This is a genomic window from Plantibacter sp. CFBP 8798 (assembly GCF_014841195.1).
GTDB lineage: Bacteria > Actinomycetota > Actinomycetes > Actinomycetales > Microbacteriaceae > Plantibacter > Plantibacter auratus.
Genome location: NZ_JACYTS010000001.1, coordinates 1,264,751 through 1,288,407, shown reverse-complemented (window position 1 = coordinate 1,288,407; position 23,657 = coordinate 1,264,751). Strand labels below are relative to the sequence as shown.

Below are 23,657 nucleotides of genomic sequence, written 5' to 3'. Positions count from 1 at the left end.
GCGGTTACCGGCTTTCCGACTACTTGCCGGCCGAGGACAGGCCGACGGACACGTAGTCGATGCCACCGGAGTACCCGGCGTGCGAGTACGCACCGGCGACGTTTGCTCCGACCACCATGACCGTCTTCTCGAACAGCAGCGGCACCGTCGGCACGAGCTTCTGGATCTGCTCGTCGAGCGCACCCCAGGCGGCGTTGGCCTCGTCGGTGTCGGTCATCGCGCGGATCTCGGCGATGCGCTCGTTGACGGCGGGGTCGTTCAGCTGCGCGATGTTCGAGTTGCCCTTCGGGAAGATCTGCGAGCCGTCGAAGAGCGGCGGCAGGAAGGTCGAGCCGGAGGCCCAGTCCGGGCACCAGCCGGTGATGGCGGCGTCGTTCTGCTGCGACGTCGTGCCGATGACCTCGTAGTAGGTCGAGGTGTCGATGAGGTTGAAGTTCACCGTGATGCCGGCCTTCGCGAGCGCCTGCTGCACCGCCTCGGCCTGCGCCTGCATCTTGGGCTGGCTGCGGATGTCGAGCGTGAACGAGAAGCCGTCGGGGAGGCCCGCCTCGGTGAGGAGTTCCTTGGCCTTCTCCGGGTCGCCTGCGTTGTCCTTGCTCGGGTAAAGGTCGAACTCGGTGTGGCCGGCGACGGTGGGCGGCAGCATGGTGGTCGCGATGTCCGCGAGCTGCGATCCGCCCGAGGCGTCCTTCACCGACTCGCGGTCGATGGCGTAGGCGATGGCCTGGCGGACCAGCGGGTTGTCCATGTTCGGCTTGGTCGTGTTCAGACCCATGTACGTGGTGCAGCCCTGGAGGCCGGCGATGGTGCGTGCCTTGAGGGCCGGCGTCTGGATCCGGGAGATGGAGGCCGCCTGGACGGACCCGGCGATCGCGTTCGCGTCGTCACCCTGGCCGGCGATCATGCGCTCATCGATGGTCGAGGCGTCGAGACCGAAGGTGAAGTCGAAGCCGTCCGGGTAGGCCTTGCGGACGTCGTCCGTCTTCGGGTCCCACGAGTCGTTGCGGACGAGCTTCAGCTGCGAGCCGCGCTCGTAGCTGTCGACCTTGTAGGGGCCGGAGGCGATCGGCATCTTGTCGAGGCTCGTCGTCGTCACCCGCTCGGTGTCGGCGGGGAAGGGCGTGAAGCTGTTCTGCCCGACGACGCTCGCGAAGTCGGCGAACGGCTCCTTGAGCGTGAAGACGATGGTCTGGTCGTCCGGCGTCTGGATGGACGGCAGGTCACCCGTGATGTACGGGCCCTCGTACGAGTCCGTGCCGGCGATCGTGAGGCGGGCGTAGGGCGATCCGACGGCGATGGCCGGGTCGAAGGAGCGCTCGACGCCGAACTTCACGTCCTTGCTCGTGATCGGCGTGCCGTCCTCGAACTTGAGGTCGTCCTTGAGCGTGAACGTCCACTGGAGGCCGTCGTCGCTCACCGTGCCGAGGTCGGTCGCGAGGTCGGGGACCATCTCGGTGCCCTTGGCGCCCTCGCCCGTGGACTGCGTCGTCAACGTGCGGTAGATGAGGCGGTAGAAGTTGTTCACGCCGCCGTCGAAGCCCTGGACCGGGTCGAGATGCGAGAAGTCCGCGTTCAGGAGGACGTCGACGGTGCCGCCCTTCACCGGGGTGCTGGACGGTCCGTCACCTCCTGAGCCGGAACCCGCGGAGGTACACCCCGCGAGGAGGAGGACGGCCGCCGCCGCGAGGGCGGGGATGGAGAATCGTTGCTTCATGACGCTCTGCTTTCGTGTCGATCGGGCGGGTCGCCCGCGGGTGGAGAGGGTGGAGCGGGGTCGGGGGACGGGAGGAGGTCAGTGGGAGCGGAACCAGACGCGCATGGCACCCGGTTCGCGGTTGCCCCAGAGGGCGTAGGGGATGAGGGTCGCGGTGGTCTGTGTCACCGAGGCCGTCGTCGCGACCGCGGCGAGCGGTGCCGTGGCGGGCTCGGTGTCGGGCGCCCCGGACAGGATCGGGTAGAGCACGGCCGGAGCGGGGGCGTCGACGGTCGCCGGGACGAGGAGCGCGACGGCGTCGATCCCCTCCCGGTCCAGGATCCGACGGTGCTCGACGACCGCGCGATCCGCGTCGGCTCCGGAGAACCGCAGGAGGTCGAGGTCCGCCGTCGTGTCCTGCTGCTCGGCGCAGGAGACGATCGGTCCGCGGGCGAAGGCGATCGAGCCGCGGAGGGCGTCCACGGAGGGGTGCGCGCCGTGCGCCCGGACGGGCATCGGGAGGTCGAGCTCCACGGTGTCGCCCGCACGCCACCAGCGCCGGACACGGACCCATCCGTCGACGGGTTCGAGCGGCGCGCTCGATCCGCCCATGCGGATGGAGCCGCCCACGACCCACGCGGGGATGCGGATCGCGAGCTCGACCTCGTCGTCGGCGGCGGTGTCCACCGTCACGGTGACCGCTCCGTCCCACGGATACGCGGTGTCGACGATGAAGGAGAGCCGCTCGGTCGCGATCGACGCCGCGGTGAGGTGGGCGACTTCGACACCGGCGGGGGTCGACGTCGCGAGGTGATCCTGCAGCTCCGCGGTCCAGCGCACGATGTTCGGCGGGCAGCACGGGCAGCCGAACCAGCTCCGCCGGAGGAGTTCGCCGTCCGCCTCCGCCCCCGACCGCTGGAGGTGGTCGGGACGACGCTGCAGCGGGTTGTCGTAGAAGAAGGCCATGCCGTCCGCGGAGAGGCCTGCGGCGTACGCGTTGTAGAGGACGGTCTCGACGGTGTCGAGGACGGCGGCCGACCCGGTCGCGAGGTACAGGCGCCAGCCCCACTGCATCACGGCGATCGCCGCGCACGTCTCGCTGTAGGAGCGTTCGGACGGCAGCTCGTAGCGGTCGCCGATCGCCTCGTCGGAGTGTCGACTCCCGAGGCCGCCCGTGAGGTAGAGCTTCGTCTCCACCATGTCGTCCCAGAGCCGCTGCAGCGACGCGAGCAGCTCCTGGTCGCCGCGTTCGAGGGCGACGTCGGTCGCTCCGGCGGCCAGGTACGCCATGCGGACGGCGTGTCCGGTCACGGAGTCGAGCTCGCGCAGTGGGGCCGAGTCCTGGAAGTACTCGGCGGGGAAGACCCGGAGCTCGACCGTGCCGTGACCACGTCGGTCGACGAACGCGGTCGCGAGCTCGAGGTAGGACGGCACGCCGGTCTCACGGAACAGCTCGACCAGGGCCATCTCGACCTCGGGGTGCCCGCACACCTGCGGGTCGCCGTCCGGTCCGAACCGTTCGACGGCGAGGTCGGCGAACGCCCGGGCGACGATCAGCAGACGGTCGTCGCCGAGACGACGCTTCGCGGCGATCGCCGCCTGGATGAGGTGCCCGAGGTTGTACAGCTCATGGCCCCAGGCGAGGTCCTCCCAGGGTTCCTTCTCGATCTCCGGAGCCTGGAAGTAGGAGTTGAGGTACCCGTCCTCGCGCTGCGCGGCTTCGATGACGCCGACGGCCTCCTCGTAGAAGTCGCGGACGTCGCCGGGTGCCGCCCCGACGACCTCGTCCTCGGCGAGCAGGTAGGCGAGGCCTTCGAGGGTCTTGAAGACGTCGGTGTCGAGGAACGGGTAGCGCCCGCGGAAGCGTGACGTGCCGTCCCCCGGGTCGGAGATCCGGGCGAGGTTGTCGAGGTTGCCGGCGAGGCGGAGCTGCTCGATCGAGCGCGGGACGGTGGCGTCGCGGTTCCGACGCTGCCACGCACCGAGCTCGCCATCTCCCAGCGCGACCTGTCGGGCGCCCAGCGGGATGCGGACTCCCGCGATCGGTGCGACGGCGGCGTAACGGCCTCCCGCGTGCACCGCGGTGCTCGCTGCTCGGGCGTCTTCGTCGAAGCTCTTGGGCGACAGGCCTTTCTGTACCGTGTGACACAGTACACGGATCCGGGTTTGTGGTGGGTGACACATTACTCACCTGCTCCAGCGGACTGTCAAGCGCCGACGACCGATTCCAGGAGATGGAAACACAGCCGTAACGCGCCTCTCCCAGCAGACTCCTCGCCGGATGCGCTACGCTGGAGGAACTTGCGTGCGATCGCGCCATCCGGTGCGGTACTCGCTTGCGTCGTAGAACGCTCCCTCTCTCCCCTGCACGGCACCCAGCGGTGCATGCCAGGGTCGATGACACTTCATACGGCGAACGGATGCGCGACCTGCGCCTTCGCCACCTCCCACCAGCGACGACGCCGACGGAAGCACGCCGTACCATCCACGTGAGTCATCACGTGCGTGGTCATCCCGGCAGTGCCCGCTACCGCACACGAGTGCGCCGGCAGCCGTCATCGAAGCTCGTGGCCGTGCCTGAAAGAGACACACACCCATGACCGAAGCAACCATCACCTTCGACGCCCTCGGCGTCCCGGCACCGCTCGTCGCCTCCCTCGCGAAGGACGGCAAGACGAGCGCGTTCCCCATCCAGATCGACACGCTCCCCGACACCCTCGGCGGACGCGACGTCCTCGGCCGCGGCAAGACCGGCTCCGGCAAGACCCTGGCCTTCAGCATCCCGATGGTCGCCCGTCTCGGCGGCGCCCTCGCCGGTGGCAAGCGCCGCCCGGGTCGCCCGCTCGGACTCGTCCTCGCACCGACGCGCGAGCTCGCCACCCAGATCGCCGCGGTCATGCAGCCGCTGGCCGACGCCTACTCGCTGAAGACCACCACGATCTTCGGCGGCGTCTCGCAGAAGCGTCAGGAAGAGGCGCTCCGCGCCGGCGTCGACATCGTCATCGCCTGCCCCGGCCGCCTCGAGGACCTCATGAAGCAGGGCTTCGTGAACCTCGACGCCGTGGAGATCACCGTCCTCGACGAGGCCGACCACATGGCCGACCTCGGCTTCCTGCCGGTCGTCACGCGCATCCTCGACAAGACGCCTCGCGGCGGGCAGCGTCTGCTGTTCTCCGCGACGCTCGACAACGGCGTGGACAAGCTCGTCCGCAAGTTCCTGCAGAACGAGGTGCTCCACTCCGTCGACGAGGCGAACTCGCCCGTCGCCGCGATGACGCACCACGTCTTCACGACCCCCTCGGTCGAGTCGAAGAAGGACCTCATCCAGGCCCTCGCCTCGGGTAGTGGCCGACGCATCCTCTTCATGCGCACGAAGCACCACGCCAAGAAGCTCGCGAAGCAGCTCACCGACTCCGGCATCCCCGCGGTCGACCTGCACGGCAACCTCTCGCAGGTGGCCCGCGACCGCAACCTCGCGGCCTTCAGCGCCGGGACCGCCAAGGTCCTCGTCGCCACCGACGTCGCCGCCCGCGGTGTGCACGTCGACGACGTCGAACTCGTCATCCACGTCGACCCGCCGACCGAGCACAAGGCGTACCTGCACCGCTCGGGCCGCACGGCTCGTGCGGGCAGCGCCGGTGACGTCGTCACCCTCGCGATCCCCGGCCAGATGGAGGACCTCAAGAAGCTCCTCCGCAAGGCCGAGATCAACGTCACCCCGCAGGCGGTCACCGCGACCTCCCCGGCGGTCCTCGAGCTCATCGGCGACGTCGCCGCCTACGTGAAGCCCGCGCCGCGTGCGGCCGTGCAGCAGCAGGGTGGTGGCGGTGGTGGTCGCTCGCAGGGTGCGAACGCGCAGCGTAAGCGTGCAGCCCGCGACGGCAACGGCCTCGGCAACGGTCACCGCGACCGCGACGGTGCTCGCGCCGGCGCGAGCCGCGACAGCGCTCCTCGCGAGGGCGGCCAGGGCGGCGGCGGTCGTCGTGGCGGTCGTCCCGCCGGCGGTAACGGTGGTCAGGGCGGACAGCGCTCCGGCGCCGGTCGCTCGGGCGGCGCGCGTGCAGGCGCCGGTGCCGCCACCGGTGGCAGCCGCACGCACTACAGCACCGGCTACGCCGCGAACTCGGGCGCTCCCGCCGAGTCCTCGCGCCCCCGGACCAACCGTCGCGCGTCCAGCGGCAACTAGCAGCGAACCGCTCGAACGAAGCGCCGTCCACCGCAGGGTGGGCGGCGCTTCGCCGTTCGCGGACCCACTCGATTTCGCGAGACGGGGGCGCTCGGGATACGGTTCCACCATGAACGCCACCGCAGTCGTCCGCCCCATCCGAGACGTCGACGCCGAGTCGCTGGGGCGTGTGCACGCCACGTGCTGGCACGAGACCTACGACCACCTCATCAGCTCGGCCACCCTCGCGAAGCTGTCACCACGCCGCATGGCCGAGCTGTGGACCCACTGGGCCGCGCAGGGTCCCGAGTACACGCACTTCGCAGCGCTTGTCGACGGCGAGATCGTCGGCTTCTCGGGTTCGGGCCCAGCCCGCGACGAGGACGCACCCCGTGAGCGCGAGCTGTACTTCATCTACCTGTTGGACGCGTTCCACGGGACCGGCATCGGTCAGCAGCTGTTCGACGCCGCCATCCCCGACGGTCAGCCGTCATTCCTGTGGGTCGCCGCGGACAATCCGCGTGCGCACCGCTTCTACCAGCGCAACGGGTTCGTCCTCGACGGTGGAGCCAAGACCGAGCCGTTCCTCGGCGAGATGATCGACGAGGTCCGCTACACCCGCTGACGCATCGGTCCCTGAGCCCGTACCCGGTCCCTGAGCTTGTCGAAGGGCTAGCGCAGCCGTCCGACGGAGGCGAGGGCCGCGCGGAGGAGCGTGCCGCGGCCGCCCTCCATCTCGGCGGCGATCGCGTCGGAGGACGCCGCCTCAGGTGTCATCCACGTGAGTTCGAGCGCGTCCTGGCGGGGTTCGCAGGTGCCGGTCACGGGGACGACGTACGCCAGTGCGACGGCGTGCTGCCGGTCGTCGGAGTACGGCGACAAGCCCGGCAACGGGAAGTACTCGGCCACCTGGAACGGCACGGGCGACGCAGGGAGCAGCGGGAACGCCATCGGACCGAGGTCCTTCTCCAGGTGGCGGAAGAGCGCGTCGCGGATCGTCTCGCCGTACATGACGCGACCGGAGACGAGCGTGCGCGTCATCTCGCCGAGCGCCGTGGCCCGGAGCAGGACGCCCACCTCGGTGACGACACCGAAGCCGTCGACGCGGACCGGCACGGCCTCGACGTACAGCAACGGGAGCCGGCGGCGGATCTCCTCGAGTTCGACGTCCGACAGCCAGCCCGGATTGGAATTGCCGGGGAGATCGGGTTCCGGGTTGGGATCAGGGGTGCGAACGCTCATAGCTCCTTCATACCGTATGGAGCCGAGCGGCGATCCAGGCGGGCGGCGGTTCGACCGGACACCGCGCCAGACGCGCGGCGGGATCATACGGGGCCACACGACCGCGCGCGACGCCGGTCGCGGTGTCGGTGGGGTGCAGGATGATGGAACCCATGACCGAGGTGCTCGAGCGCTTCTCCCCCGCGACGCGCGACTGGTTCGAGGGGGCGTTCGTCGCGCCCACGCCGGCGCAGGCGGGTGCCTGGGATGCGATCTCCCGCGGCGCCAACGCCCTCGTCGTCGCGCCGACCGGTTCGGGCAAGACCCTGTCCGCGTTCCTCTGGTCGATCGACCGCCTGCTCTCCGAGGCCATCGCCGAGCACGCCGTGCGGCCGCGCACCGGCGTCCCGCTCACCGGCCTCGAGGCCGACGAGGCGGAGGCCGCCGCCGCCCAGCGCGAGCGCTCCCGCGGCACCCGCGTCCTCTACATCTCGCCGCTGAAGGCCCTCGGCGTCGACGTCGAGCGCAACCTCCGCACCCCGCTCGTCGGCATCGCCCAGGCGGCGCGCCGCCTCGGCACCGAACCACCCACCATCAGTGTCGGCGTCCGCTCGGGCGACACCCCGTCCGCCGACCGCCGGGCGATGGCCAAAGAGCCACCGGACATCCTCATCACCACGCCCGAGTCGCTCTTCCTCATGCTCACGAGTGCGGCACGCGAGACCCTCCGCACGGTCGACACCGTCATCATCGACGAGATCCACGCCGTCGCCTCGACGAAGCGCGGCGCCCACCTCGCGGTGTCGCTCGAGCGGCTCGACGCCATGCTCGAGAAGCCGGTGCAGCGCATCGGGCTCTCCGCGACGGTGCGCCCCGCCGAGGAGGTCGCGCGGTTCCTCGGCGGCCGCGCACCGGTCGAGATCGTGGCCCCGCCGGCCGCGAAGACCTTCGACCTGCACGTGGTCGTCCCGGTCGACGACATGACCGACCCCGACGCCGGCATGCGGACGCCCGGCGAGGCCGACGACGACGGCAGCGGTGGCGGGTTCACCGGCTACACCCCGAACAGCGACGGCGGCGGCGAAGACCGCGTCGGCAGCATCTGGCCCCACGTCGAGGAGGCGATCGTCGACCGCGTGCTCGCGCACCGCTCCACCATCGTGTTCGCCAACTCCCGTCGTCTGGCGGAGCGGCTCACGGCCCGGCTCAACGAGATCAACGAGGCCCGACTCAGCGACGCCACTCTCACGACCCCCGGTGCCGGGCGTCCACCGGCGCAGCTCATGGCCCAGAGCGGCCAGACCCGCGGATCGACGAGCGTCGCGGCCGCAGCCGCCCGGCCGGCCACCGAGGAGAGCGACGACGACGTCCCCCTCCTCGCACGCGCCCACCACGGATCCGTCTCCAAGGAGCAGCGGGCGGGCATCGAGGAGGACCTCAAGTCCGGACGCCTGCGCTGCGTGGTCGCGACCTCGAGCCTCGAGCTCGGCATCGACATGGGCGAGGTCGACCTCGTCATCCAGGTGGAGTCCCCGCCGAGCGTCGCGAGCGGCCTGCAGCGGGTCGGCCGCGCCGGCCACCAGGTGGGCGAGGTCTCCCGAGGCGTCCTGTTCCCGAAGCACCGCGCCGACCTCATCAGCACCACGGTCGCGACCGAGCGGATGGAGGCCGGGCTCATCGAGGCGATCGAGGTCCCCTCCAATCCGCTCGACATCCTCGCGCAGCAGACGGTCGCGGCGGTCGCGCTCGACGAACTCGGCGTGGAGGACTGGTTCGAGACGGTCAAGCGCAGTGCCCCGTTCGCCTCCCTGCCCCGCTCGGCCTTCGAGGCGACGCTCGACCTCCTGGCCGGACGCTACCCCTCCGACGCCTTCGCCGAGCTGCGCCCGCGCATCGTCTGGGATCGCGACGCCGGGGTCCTGACCGGGCGGCCGGGGGCCCAGCGCCTCGCCGTCACGAGCGGCGGCACCATCCCCGACCGCGGGCTCTTCGGCGTCTTCATGGTCGGCGAGTCGGGTGCCGGCGCGCGCGTCGGCGAGCTCGACGAGGAGATGGTCTACGAGTCCCGCGTCGGCGACGTCTTCGCCCTCGGCGCCACCAGCTGGCGCATCCAGGAGATCACCCACGACCGCGTGCTCGTGACCCCGGCGTTCGGCCAGCCGGGCCGGCTGCCGTTCTGGAAGGGCGACGGCATCGGTCGCCCGGCCGAGCTCGGTCGCGCCATCGGCGCCTTCGTGCGCGAGCTCGACACCACCGGCACGGGCTCCACCCCACGTCTCGAAGCAGCCGGCCTCGACGAGCGGGCCATCAGCAACCTCGTCGCCTACGTCCGCGAGCAGCGCGAGGCGACGGGTGTCGTCCCCAACGACACGACCCTCGTCGTCGAACGCTCGCGCGATGAACTCGGCGACTGGCGGGTCATCCTCCACTCCCCCTACGGACTCCGTGTGCACGCTCCCTGGGCGCTCGCGGTCGGCGCTCGGGTGCAGGAGCGCCTCGGGGTCGACGGCTCGGCGGTGGCGAGCGACGACGGCATCATCGTCCGCCTACCCGACACCGAGAGCGAGCCGCCGGGAGCCGAACTCTTCGTCTTCGAACCGGAGGAGCTCGACGCCCTCGTCACGCAGGAGGTCGGCGGGTCGGCATTGTTCGCCTCGCGGTTCCGCGAGTGCGCCGCCCGTGCCCTCCTGCTCCCGAACTACTCGCCGCAGAAACGCTCGCCGCTCTGGCAGCAGCGCCAGCGGTCGGCGCAGCTCCTCGAGGTCGCGAAGCAGTACCCGACGTTCCCGATCATCCTCGAGACGCTCCGCGAGTGTCTCCAGGACGTGTACGACCTCCCGGCCCTCGACCACCTCGCGCGTGAGCTGCAGTCGCGCGCGATCCGCATCGTCGAGACCACGACCGATCAGCCCTCGCCCTACGCCCGTTCGCTCCTGTTCGGCTACGTCGGCGCGTTCATGTACGAGGGCGACAGCCCGTTGGCCGAGCGTCGGGCCGCGGCGCTCGCGGTCGACAGCACCATGCTCGGCGAACTCCTCGGTCGGGTGGAACTCCGCGAGCTCCTCGACCCCGGCGTCATCGAGCAGACCGCGCTCGAGCTGCAGCGTCTCGACCCCGAGCGTCGACTCAAGGGGGTCGAGGGCGTCGCCGACGCGCTGCGAATGCTCGGCCCGCTCACGATCGACGAGATCGCAGCCCGGACGACCTTCGACGGCGTCTCCGCCGACGGCGAGGCGAGTCGTGGCGACGAGCCGCAAGCCTGGGCCCCCGATCCGGCTCGCTCGGCGGCCGCCGTCGCCGAACTCGAACGCTCGAAGCGCGTCATCCGCGTCCCGATCGCCGGCGAGGAGCGCTTCGCCGCGATCGAGGACGCCGGTCGACTCCGCGACGCCCTCGGCACCCCGCTGCCCATCGGCGTGCCGGTCGCGTTCACCGAGCCGGTCGCCGATCCGCTGGGCGACCTCCTCGCCCGCCATGCGCGCACGCACGGGCCGTTCACCACCGGGCAGACGGCCAGGCGCTTCGGTCTCGGGACCGCGGTGGTCCAGCACACGCTCGCCCGGCTGGCCGACGCCGGCCGCGTGGTCAAGGGGGAGTTCCTCCCCGCCGGCCGGCAGCAGGTGGGCGAGGACGACGACGCCGACCGCAGCCCCACCGATGCGACGGAGTGGTGCGACGCCGGCGTCCTCCGCAAGCTCCGCATCCGTTCGCTCGCGGCCCTGCGGCACGAGGTCGAGCCGGTCGAGCAGCAGGCGTTCGCCCGGTTCCTGCCGGTGTGGCAGCACCTCGGCGGGACGCTCCGCGGCGTCGACGGCGTCGCGACGGTCATCGACCAGCTCGCCGGCGCGCCCATCCCGGCGTCGGCCTGGGAGTCGCTCATCCTGCCCTCGCGCGTCGCCGACTACAGTCCCGCCATGCTCGACGAACTCACCGCGACGGGCGAGGTCGTGTGGTCGGGTAGCGGTTCGATCCCCGGCAACGACGGCTGGGTCGCGCTCCACCTCGCCGACACGGCGCCCCTCACGCTGCCCCTCGCTCCGACGCCGCACACCCCGGACGCCCTGCAGACCGAACTGCTCGCGACGCTCGGCGGGGGCGGCGCGTACTTCTTCCGGCAGCTCGCGGAGTCGGTCGGCTCGACGGACGACAAGCTCCTCGTCGACGCCCTCTGGGAGCTCGTGTGGGCCGGGCTCGTCACCAACGACACCTTCTCACCGCTCCGCACCCTGGTGGGTTCCGGCTCGGGGAACTCGGCGCACCGGGTGCAACGGCAGACCCCGCGATCGAAGCTGTACCGTGGCCGCAACCTGCAGCGCCCCTCGATGTCGACGCGGGCGAGCCAGACCCTCGGCGGCCGGTGGTCGATCCTGCCGCTGGCCGAGCAGGACGCCACCATCCGTGCCGTCGCCACGGGCGAGACCCTGCTCGAGCGGTACGGCGTCGTGACGCGCGGGTCCGTCGTCGCGGAGGGCGTGACTGGCGGCTTCGCCCTCGCCTACCGCGTGCTGAAGCAGTTCGAGGAGAACGGTCGCTGCCGTCGCGGATACTTCGTGGAACGCCTCGGCGGGGCGCAGTTCGCCTCCTCCGGCACCGTCGACCGCCTGCGCGGGTTCATCCGGACCGACGACGAGCCACCGCTCGACGCCGTCACCCTCGCCGCGACCGACCCGGCGAACCCCTACGGCGCCGCCCTCGGTTGGCCGGGCCAGGAGGTCACCGGGGTGAAGCACCGGCCGGGGCGGAAGGCGGGTGCGCTCGTCGTCCTCGTCGACGGAGCGCCGGTCTACTACCTGGAACGCGGTGGCAAGACGGCCCTCGTCTTCTCGGAGGACGACGACCAGCTCCGCGCCGGGGCGCGTTCCCTGGCGTCCACGGTGCGCGCTGGTCGCATCGAGAAGCTCGGCATCGAGCAGGTCAACGGCGCCTTCGTGCTCGGCACCCCGACGGGCCACGCCCTCCGCGACGCCGGATTCGTCGAGACGCCGCGTGGATTGCGGCTCCGGCGTGGGTGAACCGGCTCGCGGCCGTCCCGCCACGGGTTGCGCCGGACACCCTGCCGGTGGCACCGTAGCCGGAACGGACGGAGCGGTTCATGCCAGAGGGTGACACGGTCTTCCAAGCCGCGCACCGGTTGCGGCAGGCGCTCGCCGGCGAGGTCGTCACCGGCTTCGACCTGCGGGTGCCCGCCTTCGCGACCGTCGACCTGCGGGGCGACGTCGTCCACGACGTCATCCCGCGTGGCAAGCACCTCCTGCACCACATCGGCGACCACACGCTCCACACGCACCTCAAGATGGAGGGGTTGTGGCACGTCTACCAGCCGGGCGAGCACTGGCGGCGGCCGGCGTGGAAGGCCCGCGCGATCGTGTCGACGCAGCACTGGGTGACGGTCGGGTTCGAACTCGGCCTCGTCGAGGTCTTCCCCTCGCGCGAGGACGAAGAGCGCTTCGGCTGGCTCGGTCCCGACCTCCTCGGACCGGACTGGGACGAGGAGCGTGCCATCCACAACCTCGAGGCCGACGGCCGAGAGATCCACGTCGCCCTGCTCGACCAGCGCAACCTCGCGGGGCTCGGCAACGAGTACGTCAACGAGCTGTGCTTCATCCGTGGGGTCCTCCCGACGAGGCCCACCGCCGAGGTCGACCTGCCGGGCGCCGTACGCCTCGGCTACCGGCTCATCAACGCCAATCGCGACCGTCGCAACCGCGTCACGACGGGCGACACGAGGCCCGGCCGGAAGACGTGGGTGTACTCACGCGACGGTCAGCGCTGCCTCCGCTGCGGCACCCGGATCCAGCGAGGCAAACTCGGTGCCGACCCCACCGCGCTCCGCGACACCTACTGGTGTCCCCACTGCCAGACCTGACCCGACCACCGGCGGCCACTGAGCCACCACCGGTCACTGAGCCACCACCGGTCACTGAGCCACCACCGGTCACTGAGCTTGTCGAAGTGCAGCCCCACCCGACTCACCCCACCCTTCGACAAGCTCAGGGACCGGAATATGTCCACGAACCAGAAGGTCACCGGTCGCCGAAAGCCACCACCACCGATCCCCGAGAGCCACCACGACCGGTCACTGAGCTTGTCGAAGTGCAGCCCCACCCGACTCACCCCACCCTTCGACAGGCTCAGGGACCGGAAGGTTCCTTGGTCCCTGAGCCTGTCGAGGGGTCGACCCGGTGCCGCCTCCCGCCGACCCACGACAGCGGGATCGACAGCAGCAGGAGGAAGAGGGCCTGAGTGCCCACGCCCGGCACCAGGGCCGCGAGCACGAAGGCGAGGAGCATGAGTGCCGTCGGCGCCCACACGAGCCACCACGGGCGCTGCGGCATCGCCGCCGCCTCCTCGCTGAGCAGACCGTCGCGCACGATCACCATCTGCTGCAGCCGGACGGCCACCATCGAGACGAGCATGGTCGCGATGTAGAGCATCGCGGCACCGCGGTCCGATCCGGCCGCGTCGACGATGAGGACCGTCGGGAGCGGCAGGAACACGATGCCCGCCAGCCAGACGAAGTTCAACGACACGAGCCGCCGTGAGTAGCTCTCGGTGCGTTCGAACAGTCGGTGGTGGTCGCGCCAGAAGCTGGCGATGACGACAAAGCTCAGGGCCGCCGCCGCGAGCCCGGAGGCGTTCTCGCCCAGGAACTCGGAGACCGGGCCGCCGCCCGACTCCTGGGCCACGTCGACGAGCGGCAGGATGATGAGGGTGATCGCGATGGCAACGACCGCGTCGCTGAAGTTGACGACGCGGTCCAGGCCGCGTTCCGTCGTGACGCCGCGTCCGCGGCCCGCCGTCCGACCCTCCCCGTCTCCCGCCATGGTCAGCTCACGTCGGCGTCGTCGGTCGCGGTCCCCTGCACCATGGCGACCCAGCGGGCCAGGAAGGCCGCGCCCGCCTCGTCGTGGATGAGCGTCGGGTGGGTCAACACCGGGTACGGCTTCTCGGGCACGCCGTCGGCGGGGCGGACGTCAACGTGCGCGACCTCGAACCCGTGCTCGAACAACCAGTCGGCCATCGCGTAGTCGCTCCGGGAGTCGCCGACCGTGCGCCAGGCGACCGGGAGCGCACCGCCGTCGGCCTCGAGGAGTTCGAGCGCGCGCTCGGCGCCGAGGTCCTTGCCGAGCCGGACCGACTCGATGTCGGTGGAGATGATCGTGGGATCGATGCGGTACTGCACGAGGCCGGCGTCGTCCGGGTAGCGGCCGGGCGCGTGCTCGACCCCGAACCCGCGTCGGGCGAGCTCGGCCCGGGCGTCGTCGTCGAAGTGCTTCCGCACGACCGCGTAGTCCGCTGCCGGCACCTCGACGTGCTGCTCGACCGAGACCATCGCGCGCTTGGTGTGGTCGAAGAACACCGTCTCGGCGTACCGCTCGTCGACGAGGCGCTCGATGACGTCGCCGTACCCCTCCGGCATGGCGACGTCGTGATCGAGGCTCAGCTCGTCGACCCCCGCCGCCGAGAACCCGAACCACACGGCGCCCTTCTCGCAGATGCCGTAGAGCCGGACGTCGTCCGCGAGCCCGGCGGCCAGGAGCGGTGGGACCACCACCTCGCGGAGGAACGCGTCGCTCCGCCCGGTGTTGAAGGCGATCGGCACCCCGGCGTTCGCGAGCGTCGCGAGGTCCTGCGCGATGCTCGGGACGTTGATCGTCCGGGTGATCGGACTGGCGATGGGGCCGTCGACGTCGAGCAGGAGACCGAGGATGGGGCGGGACGCGTTCACGGGTTCAGCCTAACGAGCACCCGGCGTGGATAGACTCACTCCACCATCACCGGTGTTCGAAGGAGATCACTCGTGTTCACCAGCCCGCATCCCGACGTCGAGATCCCCGACCTGAGCGTCTACGACACCCTGTTCGGCGGCATCGCCCCGAGCGACCTCGACCGCATCGCCCTCCGCGACGGCACGACCGGCGCCGAGACGAGCTATCGACAGCTCATCGGCCAGATCAACGCCCTGGCCGGCGCCCTCGCGGCGGCCGGCATCGGGGTCGGCGACGTCGTGGCCCTCCACGCGCCGAACGTCCCCGCCTTCGCCACCGTGTTCCACGGCATCCTGCGCGCGGGTGCGACGGCGACGACGGTGAACGGCCTCTACAACGCCGAGGAGATCGAGGCGCAACTGCGCGACGCCGGCGCGACGATGCTGTTCACCGTCTCCCCACTGCTCCCCCAGGCCTGGGCTGCGGCGAGCGCCTGCGCGATCCCCTCCGACCGCGTCGTCGTCCTCGACGGCGCGGAGGGGCACGCGTCGCTGAGCGACCTCCTCCTGCGCCGCCTCCCCGCGCCGGACGTCTCGTTCGACCCGGGCACGCATGTGGCGGTGCTGCCCTACTCCTCGGGCACGACGGGTCGACCGAAGGGCGTGATGCTCTCGCATCGGAACCTCGTCGCGAACGTGCAGCAGTCCATCCCGCAGCTCGGCATGGTCGCCGACGACCGGATCCTCGCGGTCCTGCCGTTCTTCCACATCTACGGCATGACGGTGCTCCTCAACCTCGCCCTGTCGCGGCGCGCCTCGCTCGTGACCATGCCGCGGTTCGACCTGGCTGAGTTCCTCCGGATCATCCAGGACTTCCGCTGCAGCTACGTGTTCATCGCCCCGCCGATCGCGGTGGCGCTCGCGAAGCACCCGCTCGTCGACGAGTTCGACCTCTCGAGCGTCCACACGATCTTCTCCGGTGCCGCACCGTTGGACGCGACGCTCGGGCGGGCGGTCGAGGAGCGTCTCGGCTGTCGGATGCGACAGGGCTACGGCATGACCGAACTCAGCCCGGTCAGCCACGCGATCGCATTCCAGGCCGAGGGGGCGTCCCTCGACAGCGTCGGCACGACCCTCCCGAACATGCAGTGCCGGATCGTCGATCCGGAGACCGGCGCCGAGGTGGACTACCCGGCCGAGGGCTCGGACGAGGAGAGCGCGGCGGGCGAGCTGCTCTGCGCCGGCCCGAACGTCATGCTCGGGTACCTCGGCAACGAGGAGGCCACTCGCGAGACCCTCGAGGACGACGGCTTCCTCCACACCGGCGACATCGCGACCGTCCGCGGCGACGGCACCGTGCGCATCATCGAGCGGTTGAAGGAGCTCATCAAGTACCACGGCTATCAGGTGGCGCCGGCGGAGCTCGAGGCGCTGCTGCTCGGCCACCCGGCGATCGCCGACGCGGCCGTCATCGGGGTGCTCGACGACGAGGGCCAAGAGGTGCCGAAAGCGTTCGTGGTCCTGCAACCGGGCCAGGACGTCACCGCCGAGGCGCTCATGGCGTGGGTCACGGAGCGCGTCGCGCCGCACAAGAAGATCCGGCGCGTGGCGTTCGTCGACGCCATCCCGAAGTCGGCGTCAGGCAAGATCCTCCGCAAGGACCTCCGGGCCGCGGAGGCCGCCCCCGCCGGTTCCTGAGCTGCGCCGCACTGAGCCTGTCGAAGTGTCGAAGGGCGCCCTTCGACAAGCTCAGGGACCGAAGGCCGCTCAGGGACCGAAGGCCGCTCGGGGCCGAAGGACGATCAGGATCGAGGGCAGGTCAGTGACCGACGGCGGCGACCATCCGGTCGAAGGCGGCGTCGAGCTCCGGCTCGGCCGGCTGCCAGTGCGGGTTCGCGTCGTGGAACGCGACCATCTCCGCCGCGCCGTCCCAGAACGGAATGGTGGGCCGGAACTCCGGCACGAGACTGCGGATGCGCGTGTTGTCGAAGACCATCGGGAACGCCTTGTCGCCGAGGAGCGTCGGCCCGAGCGGCGGGTGGACCTCCGCGATGACGTCGGACGGCACGTGCACGATGTCGGCCTCCACGCCGGCCGCCTCCGCAATCCACCGGGTGATGTCGTTCCAGCTCGGTGCGTGATCGCCCGTGATGTGGAAGGCCTCCCCGAGCACGTCGCGGCGACCCAGCAGGCCGACGAACCCGACCGCGAAGTCCTCGGTGTGGGTGATGGTCCAGAGGGTCGTCCCGTCGCCGTGGACGATCACCGGCTTGCCCGCGCGCATGCGGTCGAGGTCGGTGCGCCGTCCCATCGTGGGGATGAGCGTCCGGTCGTAGGTGTGTGACGGGCGCACGATCGTCGCCGGGAAACCCTGCTCGCGGTAAGCGTGGACGAGGACGTCCTCGCAGGAGATCTTGTCGCGCGCGTACTGGGAGAACGGGTTCCGGAGCGGCGTCGACTCCACGACGGGCAGGCGCTGTGGCGGCTTCTGGTAGGCCGATGCGGAGCTGATGAACACGTACTGGCCGATCCGACCGGCGAAGCGGTCGATGTCCGCCTGCACCTGCGGTGGCGTGAACGCGGTGAACTGCGCCACGACGTCGAACTCGCGCGAGCCGAGCGTCTCGGTCACCGCGTCGGTGTCGCGCACGTCCGCGCGGAGGAGCTCGACCTCCTCGGGGAGGGGGCGGACGTGGGACAGGCCGCGGTTCAGGACGGTGACGTCATGGCCGAGCGACACCGCTCTGGCGACCGACGCCGAGGAGATGATGCCGCTGCCGCCGATGAACAGGATGCGCTTCGTCGTCATTGCTCCATCCTCGCGCACCGCCGCCCGACTCGCCCAGGCCTTCCCAGGATGGCCGCGGTCAGCGCTCGCGCTTGACGAACGCCATGGCACCGACGACGAGGGCGAGCAGCACCCCGGAGACGAGTCCCCACACGACCGGTGCCTCGGGTCCGAGGACCAGGAGCATCAGCAGCGCGGCGAGCGCGAGGACCCCGGCGACGACGAGCGCCGTCGTCCACTCGTTCCATCGCATTCCACCAGCCTAGGCTCCCGTCACCACGAAACGGCGACGCGGGAGCCACTGAGACGGACCGAGGGGACCGCTCAGCGGTGCTCGGCGAGCAGCTCCGCGGTCCGTTCCCAGAGCCCGCGGGCGAGGGCGACGTCGTCGGCGAGCTTGTTGGTGCGTGCGGGCTTCCGCTTCACGAAGTAGCCGCCCGAGGTCCAGTCGAGGCCCGGCTGACTCTCGGCGAGCCAGAAGAGGGTGTCGGCGCCCTCCTCGGGGGTGTTCAGCAGGCGACGACCGAGCGGGTTCGCATACAGGAACCGCATCGCGCCGTCGGGCGCGCTGGAGAAGTTCGTCGAGATGACCCCCGGGTGGAACGCCGCGGCGGACAGTCCGCGCGGGCCGTACCGGCGGTCGAGCTCCTTCGTGAAGAGGATCTGCGCCAGCTTCGCGTTGCCATAGGCACGCGTGGGCGAGTAGGAGCGTTCGGCGTCCAGGTCGTCGAGGTCGAGCTTCCCGAACAGGCGGTTGGCGACGCTCGAGGTGTTGATCACCGTCGCCTCGGACTCGAGGAGGCGGTCCAGCAGGAGGTGGGTGAGGAGCGCGGGTGCCAGGTAGTTGATCTGGAACGTCTGCTCGTGGCCGTCGGCCGTGACCCGGCGGTCGGCGCCGAAGATCCCGCCGGCGTTGTTGGCGAGGACGTCGATCCGCGGGTACCGCTCGAGGAGCTGTTCGGCGAGGAGCCGCACCTGCGCCAGTTCGGCGAAGTCGGAGATGAACGAGGCAGCCCCGATCCGCTGCGCGACGGCCGCGGTCTTCTCCGGTGACCGCCCGACCACCACGACCTGCTCGCCCGCGTCCGTCAACGCCTTCGCGGCCGCAGCACCGATGCCGTCGCTGGCGCCGGTGAGGACGATCACCCGGTCGCTCACGCGGAGGACTTCCGGGGGCGGGGCTCGCTGACGTTGGTCGGGCGCGCCCGCTGGTCGATGTCGGGGACCTCACGTCCGATGGCGAGGTCGCCGGTCTTGTTGGCGTCCTGCATCATCGACTCGAGCCAGCTGCGGTTGAGCTCCGGACGCTCCTCCTGGTCGAACTCGAACTGCAACGAGATCGAGGGGTGCACCCAGATCGTCACGCGTCCGCCACCGGTCTCGAGCGAGCGCGGCCAGGAGATCGTGAAGGACTCGTTGCGCCGCAGCTTCATGACCGCGATCGACTTCACGTGCGCGAGCATCCGGTCGTCGAGTTCGAGTTCTCGCGATGAACTCCCGTAGATCAGCTTTCCCACCAGATGTCTCCCTCTGTGCCGGTCGTCTCGCGCGCCCTCGAATCAGGGCATCACGACGCCCGAGCACACCGGGCGTTGCCCCCATCGTAGGCGACCGAAGGATCGCCGTCGTGCCGGTTGACGGGCGGGCGGCGGCCCAGTTCAGGGGGCCGCGGTGTTGTCCCCCGTGCCCTCGCGAATACGTCAACTTCCGCGGAAAATCAAGGGATTTCAGCCCTGTTTCCTGAACCTGGCAAAGCCCTGGGCGGCGGCGGAATCGACCAAACCGCGGTTCGCGCTGCCCCCGAACGGCGTGCATGACCGTGAAGCCCGAATCTTCCGTCGTGCACCCGAGCCAGCCGTCCGTCCCCGAACGATCCGTCGCTCCGAGAACGCGTCCCCGCCGTGCACGCCAGCCGTTGCGTCTCCCCAAGCTCGTCTCCCAGCTGGTCACCTTCGGCCTCGTCGGTGGCACCGCGTTCGTCGTGGACGTCGGTGTGTACAACCTCCTCCGGTTCACCGTGCTCGACGACAAGCCGATCGGCGCGAAGGTGATCTCCGTCGCCGTCGCCACGATCGTCGCGTGGCTCGGCAACCGGGCGCTGACGTTCCGGACCGAGCACCGCCGCGCGGTGTGGAAGGAGGGCGCCCTCTTCGCGCTCATGAACGTCCTGGGCCTCGGGATCGCCGCGGGGTGTCTCTTCGTCTCGCACTACGTCCTCGGCTACACCACGCCGCTCGCAGACAACATCGCGGGCAACGGCGTCGGACTCGTCCTCGGCATGGTGTTCCGCTTCCTCGCCTACCGCTTCGTCGTCTTCCGACCCGCCGAGTCGGCGACCGATCGCCGTCGCAGCACGACGACGCAGGAGACGACCGTTTCGAGCCCGGCCGCATCGGCACCCGCCGCCGCACCGCGCACCACGACCCCTCGTCGATCCGCACCGACCCACGCACTGCCGACCTCTGGAGGCCTGTCCTGATGGCACCCGCACTCGCACCGCTGCTCGGAGCGCTCGCGCTCATCCCCTCCCGCCCGTTCGCCGCCGCGGACGAGCCCGCTCCCCTGCTGACCCCGCAGCCCGCTGCACCCACGGAACCGCTGCCGAACCGCGGCACCCTGGTGGACCCGGCGTCGGCGGCCGACCCCGGCTCCTGGAGCATCGGTGAGTGGCTCGGCTACGGCACCATGCTGCTGTTCGCCGCCGCGCTGACGATCATCGCCGTCACCACGCTCTACTGGATGCTCCACGCCTGGCGGTCGACCGGCCATCTGAAGAACACGGGGTTCGCCGCGGTCCCGCTGCCCGCCAAGCACTCCTTCACCCTGCTCGTCCCCGGTCGGCATGAGGAGGAGGTCATGGGTCAGACCCTCGACCGCCTCGCCGAACAGGACCACCCCGACTTCGAGATCATCGCGATCGTGGGCCACGACGACCCGGGGACCGAGCGCGTCGTCCGCGAGGCCGCCGCCCGGCACCCCGACCTCATCAAAGTGGTCGTCGACGACAGCGTGCCGAAGAACAAGCCCAAGGCCCTCAACCGGGCGCTGCAGATCGCCCGTGGCGACGTCGTGGGCGTGTTCGACGCCGAGGACGAGGTGCATCCGCGCCTGCTCACGCTCGTGGACTCCCGCTTCACCGAGAGCGGCGCCGACGTCGTCCAGGGCGGCGTGCAGCTCATGAACTTCCAGTCGAGCTGGTGGTCACTCCGGAACGTGCTCGAGTACTACTTCTGGTTCCGGTCGCGCCTGCACTTCCACGCGAACTCCCGCTTCATCCCGCTCGGCGGCAACACGGTGTTCGTGAAGAAGACCTGGCTCGACTGGTCGGAAGGCTGGGACGACGGCTGCCTCGCTGAGGACTGCGAGCTCGGCGTCCGACTCTCGAGCGCCGGCGCGACGGTCGTCGTGGCCTACAGCCCGGAGGTCGTCACCCGCGAGGAGACGCCAGGCACCCTGCAGTCGCTCTACAAGCAGCGCACGCGCTGGAACCAGGGGTTCCTGCAGGTCCTGAAGAAGGGCGAGTGGCGCAAGCTGCCGACGTTCCGTCAGCGCATGTTCGCCCGCTACCTGCTGTCGATGCCGTTCCTCCAGGCGGCGACCGGCCTCCTCATCCCTGTCTCGGTCCTGCTGGTGCTGTTCGCGAAGGTGCCCGCGCCGATCGCGCTCCTCACCTTCATCCCGCTCGCGCCGACGATCGTCACCCTCGCGGTGGAGGCCTCCGGGCTCGGCGAGTTCGGCCGCCTCTACGGCCAGAAGGTCCGCCTCCGCGACTACGCCCGGCTGATCCTCGGCACCTTCCCGTACCAGATCTTCCTCGGCCTGGCCGCCGTCCGTTCCGTCTTCCGCGAGTGGAAGGGCGACCACTCCTGGGAGAAGACGGAGCACACCGGCGCCCACCGCAGCGAGGAGGTCGCCGAGGCCACCGAGGCCGCTCCCGTCTCCGTCGACCTGCCCGACCGCGCACCCGAGCTCGTCCTCCAGAACGGAGCAACCCGATGACCGGCATCCTCGAACGACCGGCCGCCCCCGGCCGACCAGAGCTCCACCTGGAGAGCGACCGCCTCGGCTGGCTCACCTCAGGGCCACCGGCACAGCGAGGCCCCGGCGTCGTGCGCCGCTGGCTCTCGCGCCACGGTCGCACCCTGGCCTTCCTCCTGCCCGTGCTCGCCATCGCCGCCGTCGCGCAGGCCATGAACATGGGCGGATCCCCGCAGCGCATCGACGACGAGGGCACCTACACCGCCCAGGCGTGGAGCGTGCTGAAGCTCGGCGAACTCGCCCACTACACCTATTGGTACGACCACCCGCCGCTCGGCTGGCTGCAGATCGCGGCCTACACGGGGCTGACCGGCGCGTTCGACCGTTACGACATCGCCGTGGTCGCGGCACGTGAGGCCATGCTGGTCGCGACGCTCATCGCCGTCGTGCTCGTGTGGGTCCTCGCCCGCCGCCTGCACCTCAGCCGGGCCATGGCCGCCGTCGCCGCACTCGTGTTCGCGATCTCGCCGCTCGCGGTGCAGTTCCACCGCACCGTCTACCTCGACAACGTCGCGGTGCCCTGGCTCCTCGGTGCCTTCATCCTCGCGACGAGCCGCAAGCACCAGCTCGTCGGCTTCGCGGGTTCCGCCGCCGCGTTCGGCATCGCCGTGCTGAGCAAGGAGACCTTCCTGCTCGCCCTGCCCTTCCTCGCCTGGACCATGTGGCGCGCGGCTCGGAAGGAGACCCGCCGGTACACGCTGCCGGTCGCCGCGACGATCGTCGTCGTCATCGGCTTCACGTACGTGCTCTTCGCCGCCATCAAGGGCGAGCTCATCCCCGGCCCTGACCGGGTGAGCCTCCTCGGCGGCGTCTTCTTCCAGCTCGGATCCCGCGTCGCGAGCGGGTCGCTGTTCGACCCGGAGAGCCTGTCGGCGAAGACCCTCGGCATGTGGTGGCAGTTGGACGCGGCACTCCTCGTCGCCGGAGCGGTGGCCGCCGTCGCCGGGCTCTTCATCTCGCGACTGCGTGTCATCGCCGCGATGACCGTCTTCCTCGGCCTCTTCATGCTGCGCCCAGGCGGCTACCTGCCGGTGCCGTACGTCATCATGCTGCTGCCGTTCATGACGATCCTCATCATGGGTGTGACCGGCGCGGCCATCCGACAGTTCCGTCGCCGCTCGACCGTCGAGGCCGGTGCACCGCGCCGTCGTCTTCTCGGCGGACGCGCAGCCGGAGCCGTCTGGGTCGCCGCCGTGCTCGCGGCAGCTGTCGTCGCCGTCCCGAACACGGCGACCCAGCTCCGCGGCTTCCTCCTCGCCGACCTCGACAAGCCGGTCCGGCAAGCCCAGCAGTGGGTCCAGACCAATGTGCCGAAGGAGTCCCGCGTGATCGTCGACGACGCGATGTGGGTCGACCTCGTCGAGAGCGGCTTCGATCGCGACAACGTCATCTGGTACTACAAGATGGACACGGACTCCGCCGTCCAGGCTCAGTCGCCCAACGGCTGGCGCGACGCCGACTACATCGTCACGACCGACTCGATGCGGACCTTCCCGACCACCTTCCCCGAGGTGAAGGGTGCGATCGACAACTCCGAGCTCGTCGCGACCTTCGGCTCCGGGACGCAGGCCGTCGAGGTCCGCCGCATCGACGCCGACGGACTCGACGCGGCAGCCGAGCAGGCTGCCGGACGAACGGCGGCTCGGGCGGCGCTCGGCGCGCAGCTCCTACTGAATCCCTCGCTCAGCGTCTCGGCGGAGGCCTCGCAGACCGTGAGCGACGGCCAGCTCGACTCCCGCGCCCTGCTCGCCCTCGGACAGGTGCTCGCCACCACGCCGGTCCGGCTCGAGAGCACCCCGGTGCTCGACGGTGAGACAGGCGACGTGCGACGGACGATGGTGCTCCGCACCGGCACCGCGGCGGGCGACAGCCGTCTGGCCGACTCCATCCGCTCGATCCAGGGCGACTACGCGGCCGACCGTGTCGAGCAGACGGCGGCCGGCGTGCGGGTCACCTACTCGGTCGTCGAACCCGACGTCGTCCGCTGACCACCGTCCCGAGCACCGGCTCGAGCCGGACGCCAGAACCACCCGAACCCCCGAAC

The 23,657-nt window shown here is 70.7% G+C and carries 17 protein-coding genes; 8 read left to right on the top strand and 9 right to left on the bottom strand.

Features of this window, described 5'->3' with window-relative positions; translation table 11 throughout:
- Nucleotides 1-19 precede the first annotated feature (19 nt).
- A complete protein-coding gene (locus IFU30_RS06080) occupies nucleotides 20-1,714 on the bottom strand; it encodes an ABC transporter substrate-binding protein (protein ID WP_124768779.1) in 1,695 nt (564 codons plus the stop codon).
- Nucleotides 1,715-1,792: 78 nt separating this feature from the next.
- Nucleotides 1,793-3,772, bottom strand: a complete 1,980-nt coding sequence (locus tag IFU30_RS06075; protein ID WP_342450809.1) for a glycoside hydrolase family 127 protein — start codon at nucleotides 3,770-3,772, stop codon at nucleotides 1,793-1,795.
- Between the two features lie 517 nt (nucleotides 3,773-4,289).
- Between IFU30_RS06075 and IFU30_RS06070 the strand changes: the two genes are divergently transcribed.
- Entirely contained in the window at nucleotides 4,290-5,879 is a 1,590-nt protein-coding gene (locus IFU30_RS06070; protein ID WP_079705214.1) for a DEAD/DEAH box helicase, read from the top strand.
- Between the two features lie 109 nt (nucleotides 5,880-5,988).
- Nucleotides 5,989-6,483 carry a GNAT family N-acetyltransferase gene (locus tag IFU30_RS06065; RefSeq protein ID WP_079705213.1) on the top strand — a complete coding sequence of 165 codons (495 nt, stop codon included), beginning with the start codon at nucleotides 5,989-5,991 and terminating at the stop codon, nucleotides 6,481-6,483.
- A 47-nt stretch (nucleotides 6,484-6,530) separates the two neighbouring features.
- Here IFU30_RS06065 and IFU30_RS06060 read toward each other — a convergent pair whose 3' ends face one another.
- The gene (locus IFU30_RS06060) at nucleotides 6,531-7,100 is read right to left on the bottom strand and encodes an NUDIX hydrolase family protein (RefSeq protein WP_064294286.1); all 570 of its coding nucleotides are present in this window, start codon (nucleotides 7,098-7,100) and stop codon (nucleotides 6,531-6,533) included.
- A gap of 152 nt (nucleotides 7,101-7,252) precedes the next feature.
- On the opposite strand from IFU30_RS06060, the gene IFU30_RS06055 reads away from it, so the two are divergent.
- Entirely contained in the window at nucleotides 7,253-12,091 is a 4,839-nt protein-coding gene (locus IFU30_RS06055; protein WP_192004631.1) for an ATP-dependent helicase, read from the top strand.
- Nucleotides 12,092-12,171: 80 nt separating this feature from the next.
- Nucleotides 12,172-12,945 carry a DNA-formamidopyrimidine glycosylase family protein gene (locus IFU30_RS06050; protein WP_138946489.1) on the top strand — a complete coding sequence of 258 codons (774 nt, stop codon included), beginning with the start codon at nucleotides 12,172-12,174 and terminating at the stop codon, nucleotides 12,943-12,945.
- A 265-nt stretch (nucleotides 12,946-13,210) separates the two neighbouring features.
- On the opposite strand, the gene IFU30_RS06045 is transcribed toward IFU30_RS06050, so the two are convergent.
- The gene (locus tag IFU30_RS06045) at nucleotides 13,211-13,903 is read right to left on the bottom strand and encodes a TMEM175 family protein (RefSeq protein WP_192004630.1); all 693 of its coding nucleotides are present in this window, start codon (nucleotides 13,901-13,903) and stop codon (nucleotides 13,211-13,213) included.
- 2 nt (nucleotides 13,904-13,905) lie between these two features.
- The gene (locus IFU30_RS06040; RefSeq protein WP_192004629.1) at nucleotides 13,906-14,808 is read right to left on the bottom strand and encodes a hypothetical protein; all 903 of its coding nucleotides are present in this window, start codon (nucleotides 14,806-14,808) and stop codon (nucleotides 13,906-13,908) included.
- A 72-nt stretch (nucleotides 14,809-14,880) separates the two neighbouring features.
- Here IFU30_RS06040 and IFU30_RS06035 point away from each other — a divergent pair, with 72 nt between their 5' ends.
- Nucleotides 14,881-16,485 carry an AMP-binding protein gene (locus IFU30_RS06035; RefSeq protein ID WP_342450808.1) on the top strand — a complete coding sequence of 535 codons (1,605 nt, stop codon included), beginning with the start codon at nucleotides 14,881-14,883 and terminating at the stop codon, nucleotides 16,483-16,485.
- Between the two features lie 121 nt (nucleotides 16,486-16,606).
- On the opposite strand, the gene IFU30_RS06030 is transcribed toward IFU30_RS06035, so the two are convergent.
- The 4 genes from IFU30_RS06030 to IFU30_RS06015 all read right to left on the bottom strand — a co-directional run bounded on the left by IFU30_RS06030 (nucleotide 16,607) and on the right by IFU30_RS06015 (nucleotide 19,092).
- Entirely contained in the window at nucleotides 16,607-17,596 is a 990-nt protein-coding gene (locus IFU30_RS06030) for an SDR family oxidoreductase (protein WP_192004628.1), read from the bottom strand.
- A 58-nt stretch (nucleotides 17,597-17,654) separates the two neighbouring features.
- Entirely contained in the window at nucleotides 17,655-17,828 is a 174-nt protein-coding gene (locus IFU30_RS06025) for a hypothetical protein (RefSeq protein ID WP_161578549.1), read from the bottom strand.
- A 71-nt stretch (nucleotides 17,829-17,899) separates the two neighbouring features.
- Nucleotides 17,900-18,733, bottom strand: coding sequence for an SDR family NAD(P)-dependent oxidoreductase (locus IFU30_RS06020; RefSeq protein WP_124768771.1), 834 nt, complete (start codon nucleotides 18,731-18,733; stop codon nucleotides 17,900-17,902).
- Nucleotides 18,730-19,092 carry a DUF7882 family protein gene (locus tag IFU30_RS06015; protein WP_079705204.1) on the bottom strand — a complete coding sequence of 121 codons (363 nt, stop codon included), beginning with the start codon at nucleotides 19,090-19,092 and terminating at the stop codon, nucleotides 18,730-18,732. The genes IFU30_RS06020 and IFU30_RS06015 overlap by 4 nt, the downstream gene beginning before the upstream one ends.
- Before the next feature lie 296 nt (nucleotides 19,093-19,388).
- On the opposite strand from IFU30_RS06015, the gene IFU30_RS06010 reads away from it, so the two are divergent.
- The 3 genes from IFU30_RS06010 to IFU30_RS06000 are packed head-to-tail and all read left to right on the top strand — an operon-like array spanning nucleotide 19,389 to nucleotide 23,601.
- A complete protein-coding gene (locus IFU30_RS06010; RefSeq protein ID WP_192004627.1) occupies nucleotides 19,389-20,054 on the top strand; it encodes a GtrA family protein in 666 nt (221 codons plus the stop codon).
- Nucleotides 20,054-21,574 (top strand): glycosyltransferase, encoded by a 1,521-nt coding sequence (locus IFU30_RS06005; protein WP_241161027.1) that lies wholly within the window; start codon nucleotides 20,054-20,056, stop codon nucleotides 21,572-21,574. The genes IFU30_RS06010 and IFU30_RS06005 overlap by 1 nt, the downstream gene beginning before the upstream one ends.
- On the top strand, nucleotides 21,571-23,601 hold the full coding sequence (locus tag IFU30_RS06000) for an ArnT family glycosyltransferase (RefSeq protein ID WP_192004626.1): 2,031 nt from the start codon (nucleotides 21,571-21,573) through the stop codon (nucleotides 23,599-23,601). Before IFU30_RS06005 ends, IFU30_RS06000 begins: the two co-directional genes overlap by 4 nt.
- The last annotated feature ends 56 nt before the right edge of the window (nucleotides 23,602-23,657 follow it).

What these genes read in the sequence shown, in the direction of transcription:
- IFU30_RS06000 (WP_192004626.1), top strand. Translation starts at nt 21,571, where the DNA reads ATGACCGGCATCCTCGAACGACCGGCCGCCCCCGGCCGACCAGAGCTC.
- IFU30_RS06030 (WP_192004628.1), bottom strand. Translation starts at nt 17,596, where the DNA reads ATGACGACGAAGCGCATCCTGTTCATCGGCGGCAGCGGCATCATCTCC.
- IFU30_RS06055 (WP_192004631.1), top strand. Translation starts at nt 7,253, where the DNA reads ATGACCGAGGTGCTCGAGCGCTTCTCCCCCGCGACGCGCGACTGGTTC.
- IFU30_RS06045 (WP_192004630.1), bottom strand. Translation starts at nt 13,903, where the DNA reads ATGGCGGGAGACGGGGAGGGTCGGACGGCGGGCCGCGGACGCGGCGTC.
- IFU30_RS06005 (WP_241161027.1), top strand. Translation starts at nt 20,054, where the DNA reads ATGGCACCCGCACTCGCACCGCTGCTCGGAGCGCTCGCGCTCATCCCC.
- IFU30_RS06010 (WP_192004627.1), top strand. Translation starts at nt 19,389, where the DNA reads ATGACCGTGAAGCCCGAATCTTCCGTCGTGCACCCGAGCCAGCCGTCC.
- IFU30_RS06080 (WP_124768779.1), bottom strand. Translation starts at nt 1,714, where the DNA reads ATGAAGCAACGATTCTCCATCCCCGCCCTCGCGGCGGCGGCCGTCCTC.
- IFU30_RS06050 (WP_138946489.1), top strand. Translation starts at nt 12,172, where the DNA reads ATGCCAGAGGGTGACACGGTCTTCCAAGCCGCGCACCGGTTGCGGCAG.
- IFU30_RS06060 (WP_064294286.1), bottom strand. Translation starts at nt 7,100, where the DNA reads ATGAGCGTTCGCACCCCTGATCCCAACCCGGAACCCGATCTCCCCGGC.
- IFU30_RS06070 (WP_079705214.1), top strand. Translation starts at nt 4,290, where the DNA reads ATGACCGAAGCAACCATCACCTTCGACGCCCTCGGCGTCCCGGCACCG.
- IFU30_RS06025 (WP_161578549.1), bottom strand. Translation starts at nt 17,828, where the DNA reads ATGCGATGGAACGAGTGGACGACGGCGCTCGTCGTCGCCGGGGTCCTC.
- IFU30_RS06065 (WP_079705213.1), top strand. Translation starts at nt 5,989, where the DNA reads ATGAACGCCACCGCAGTCGTCCGCCCCATCCGAGACGTCGACGCCGAG.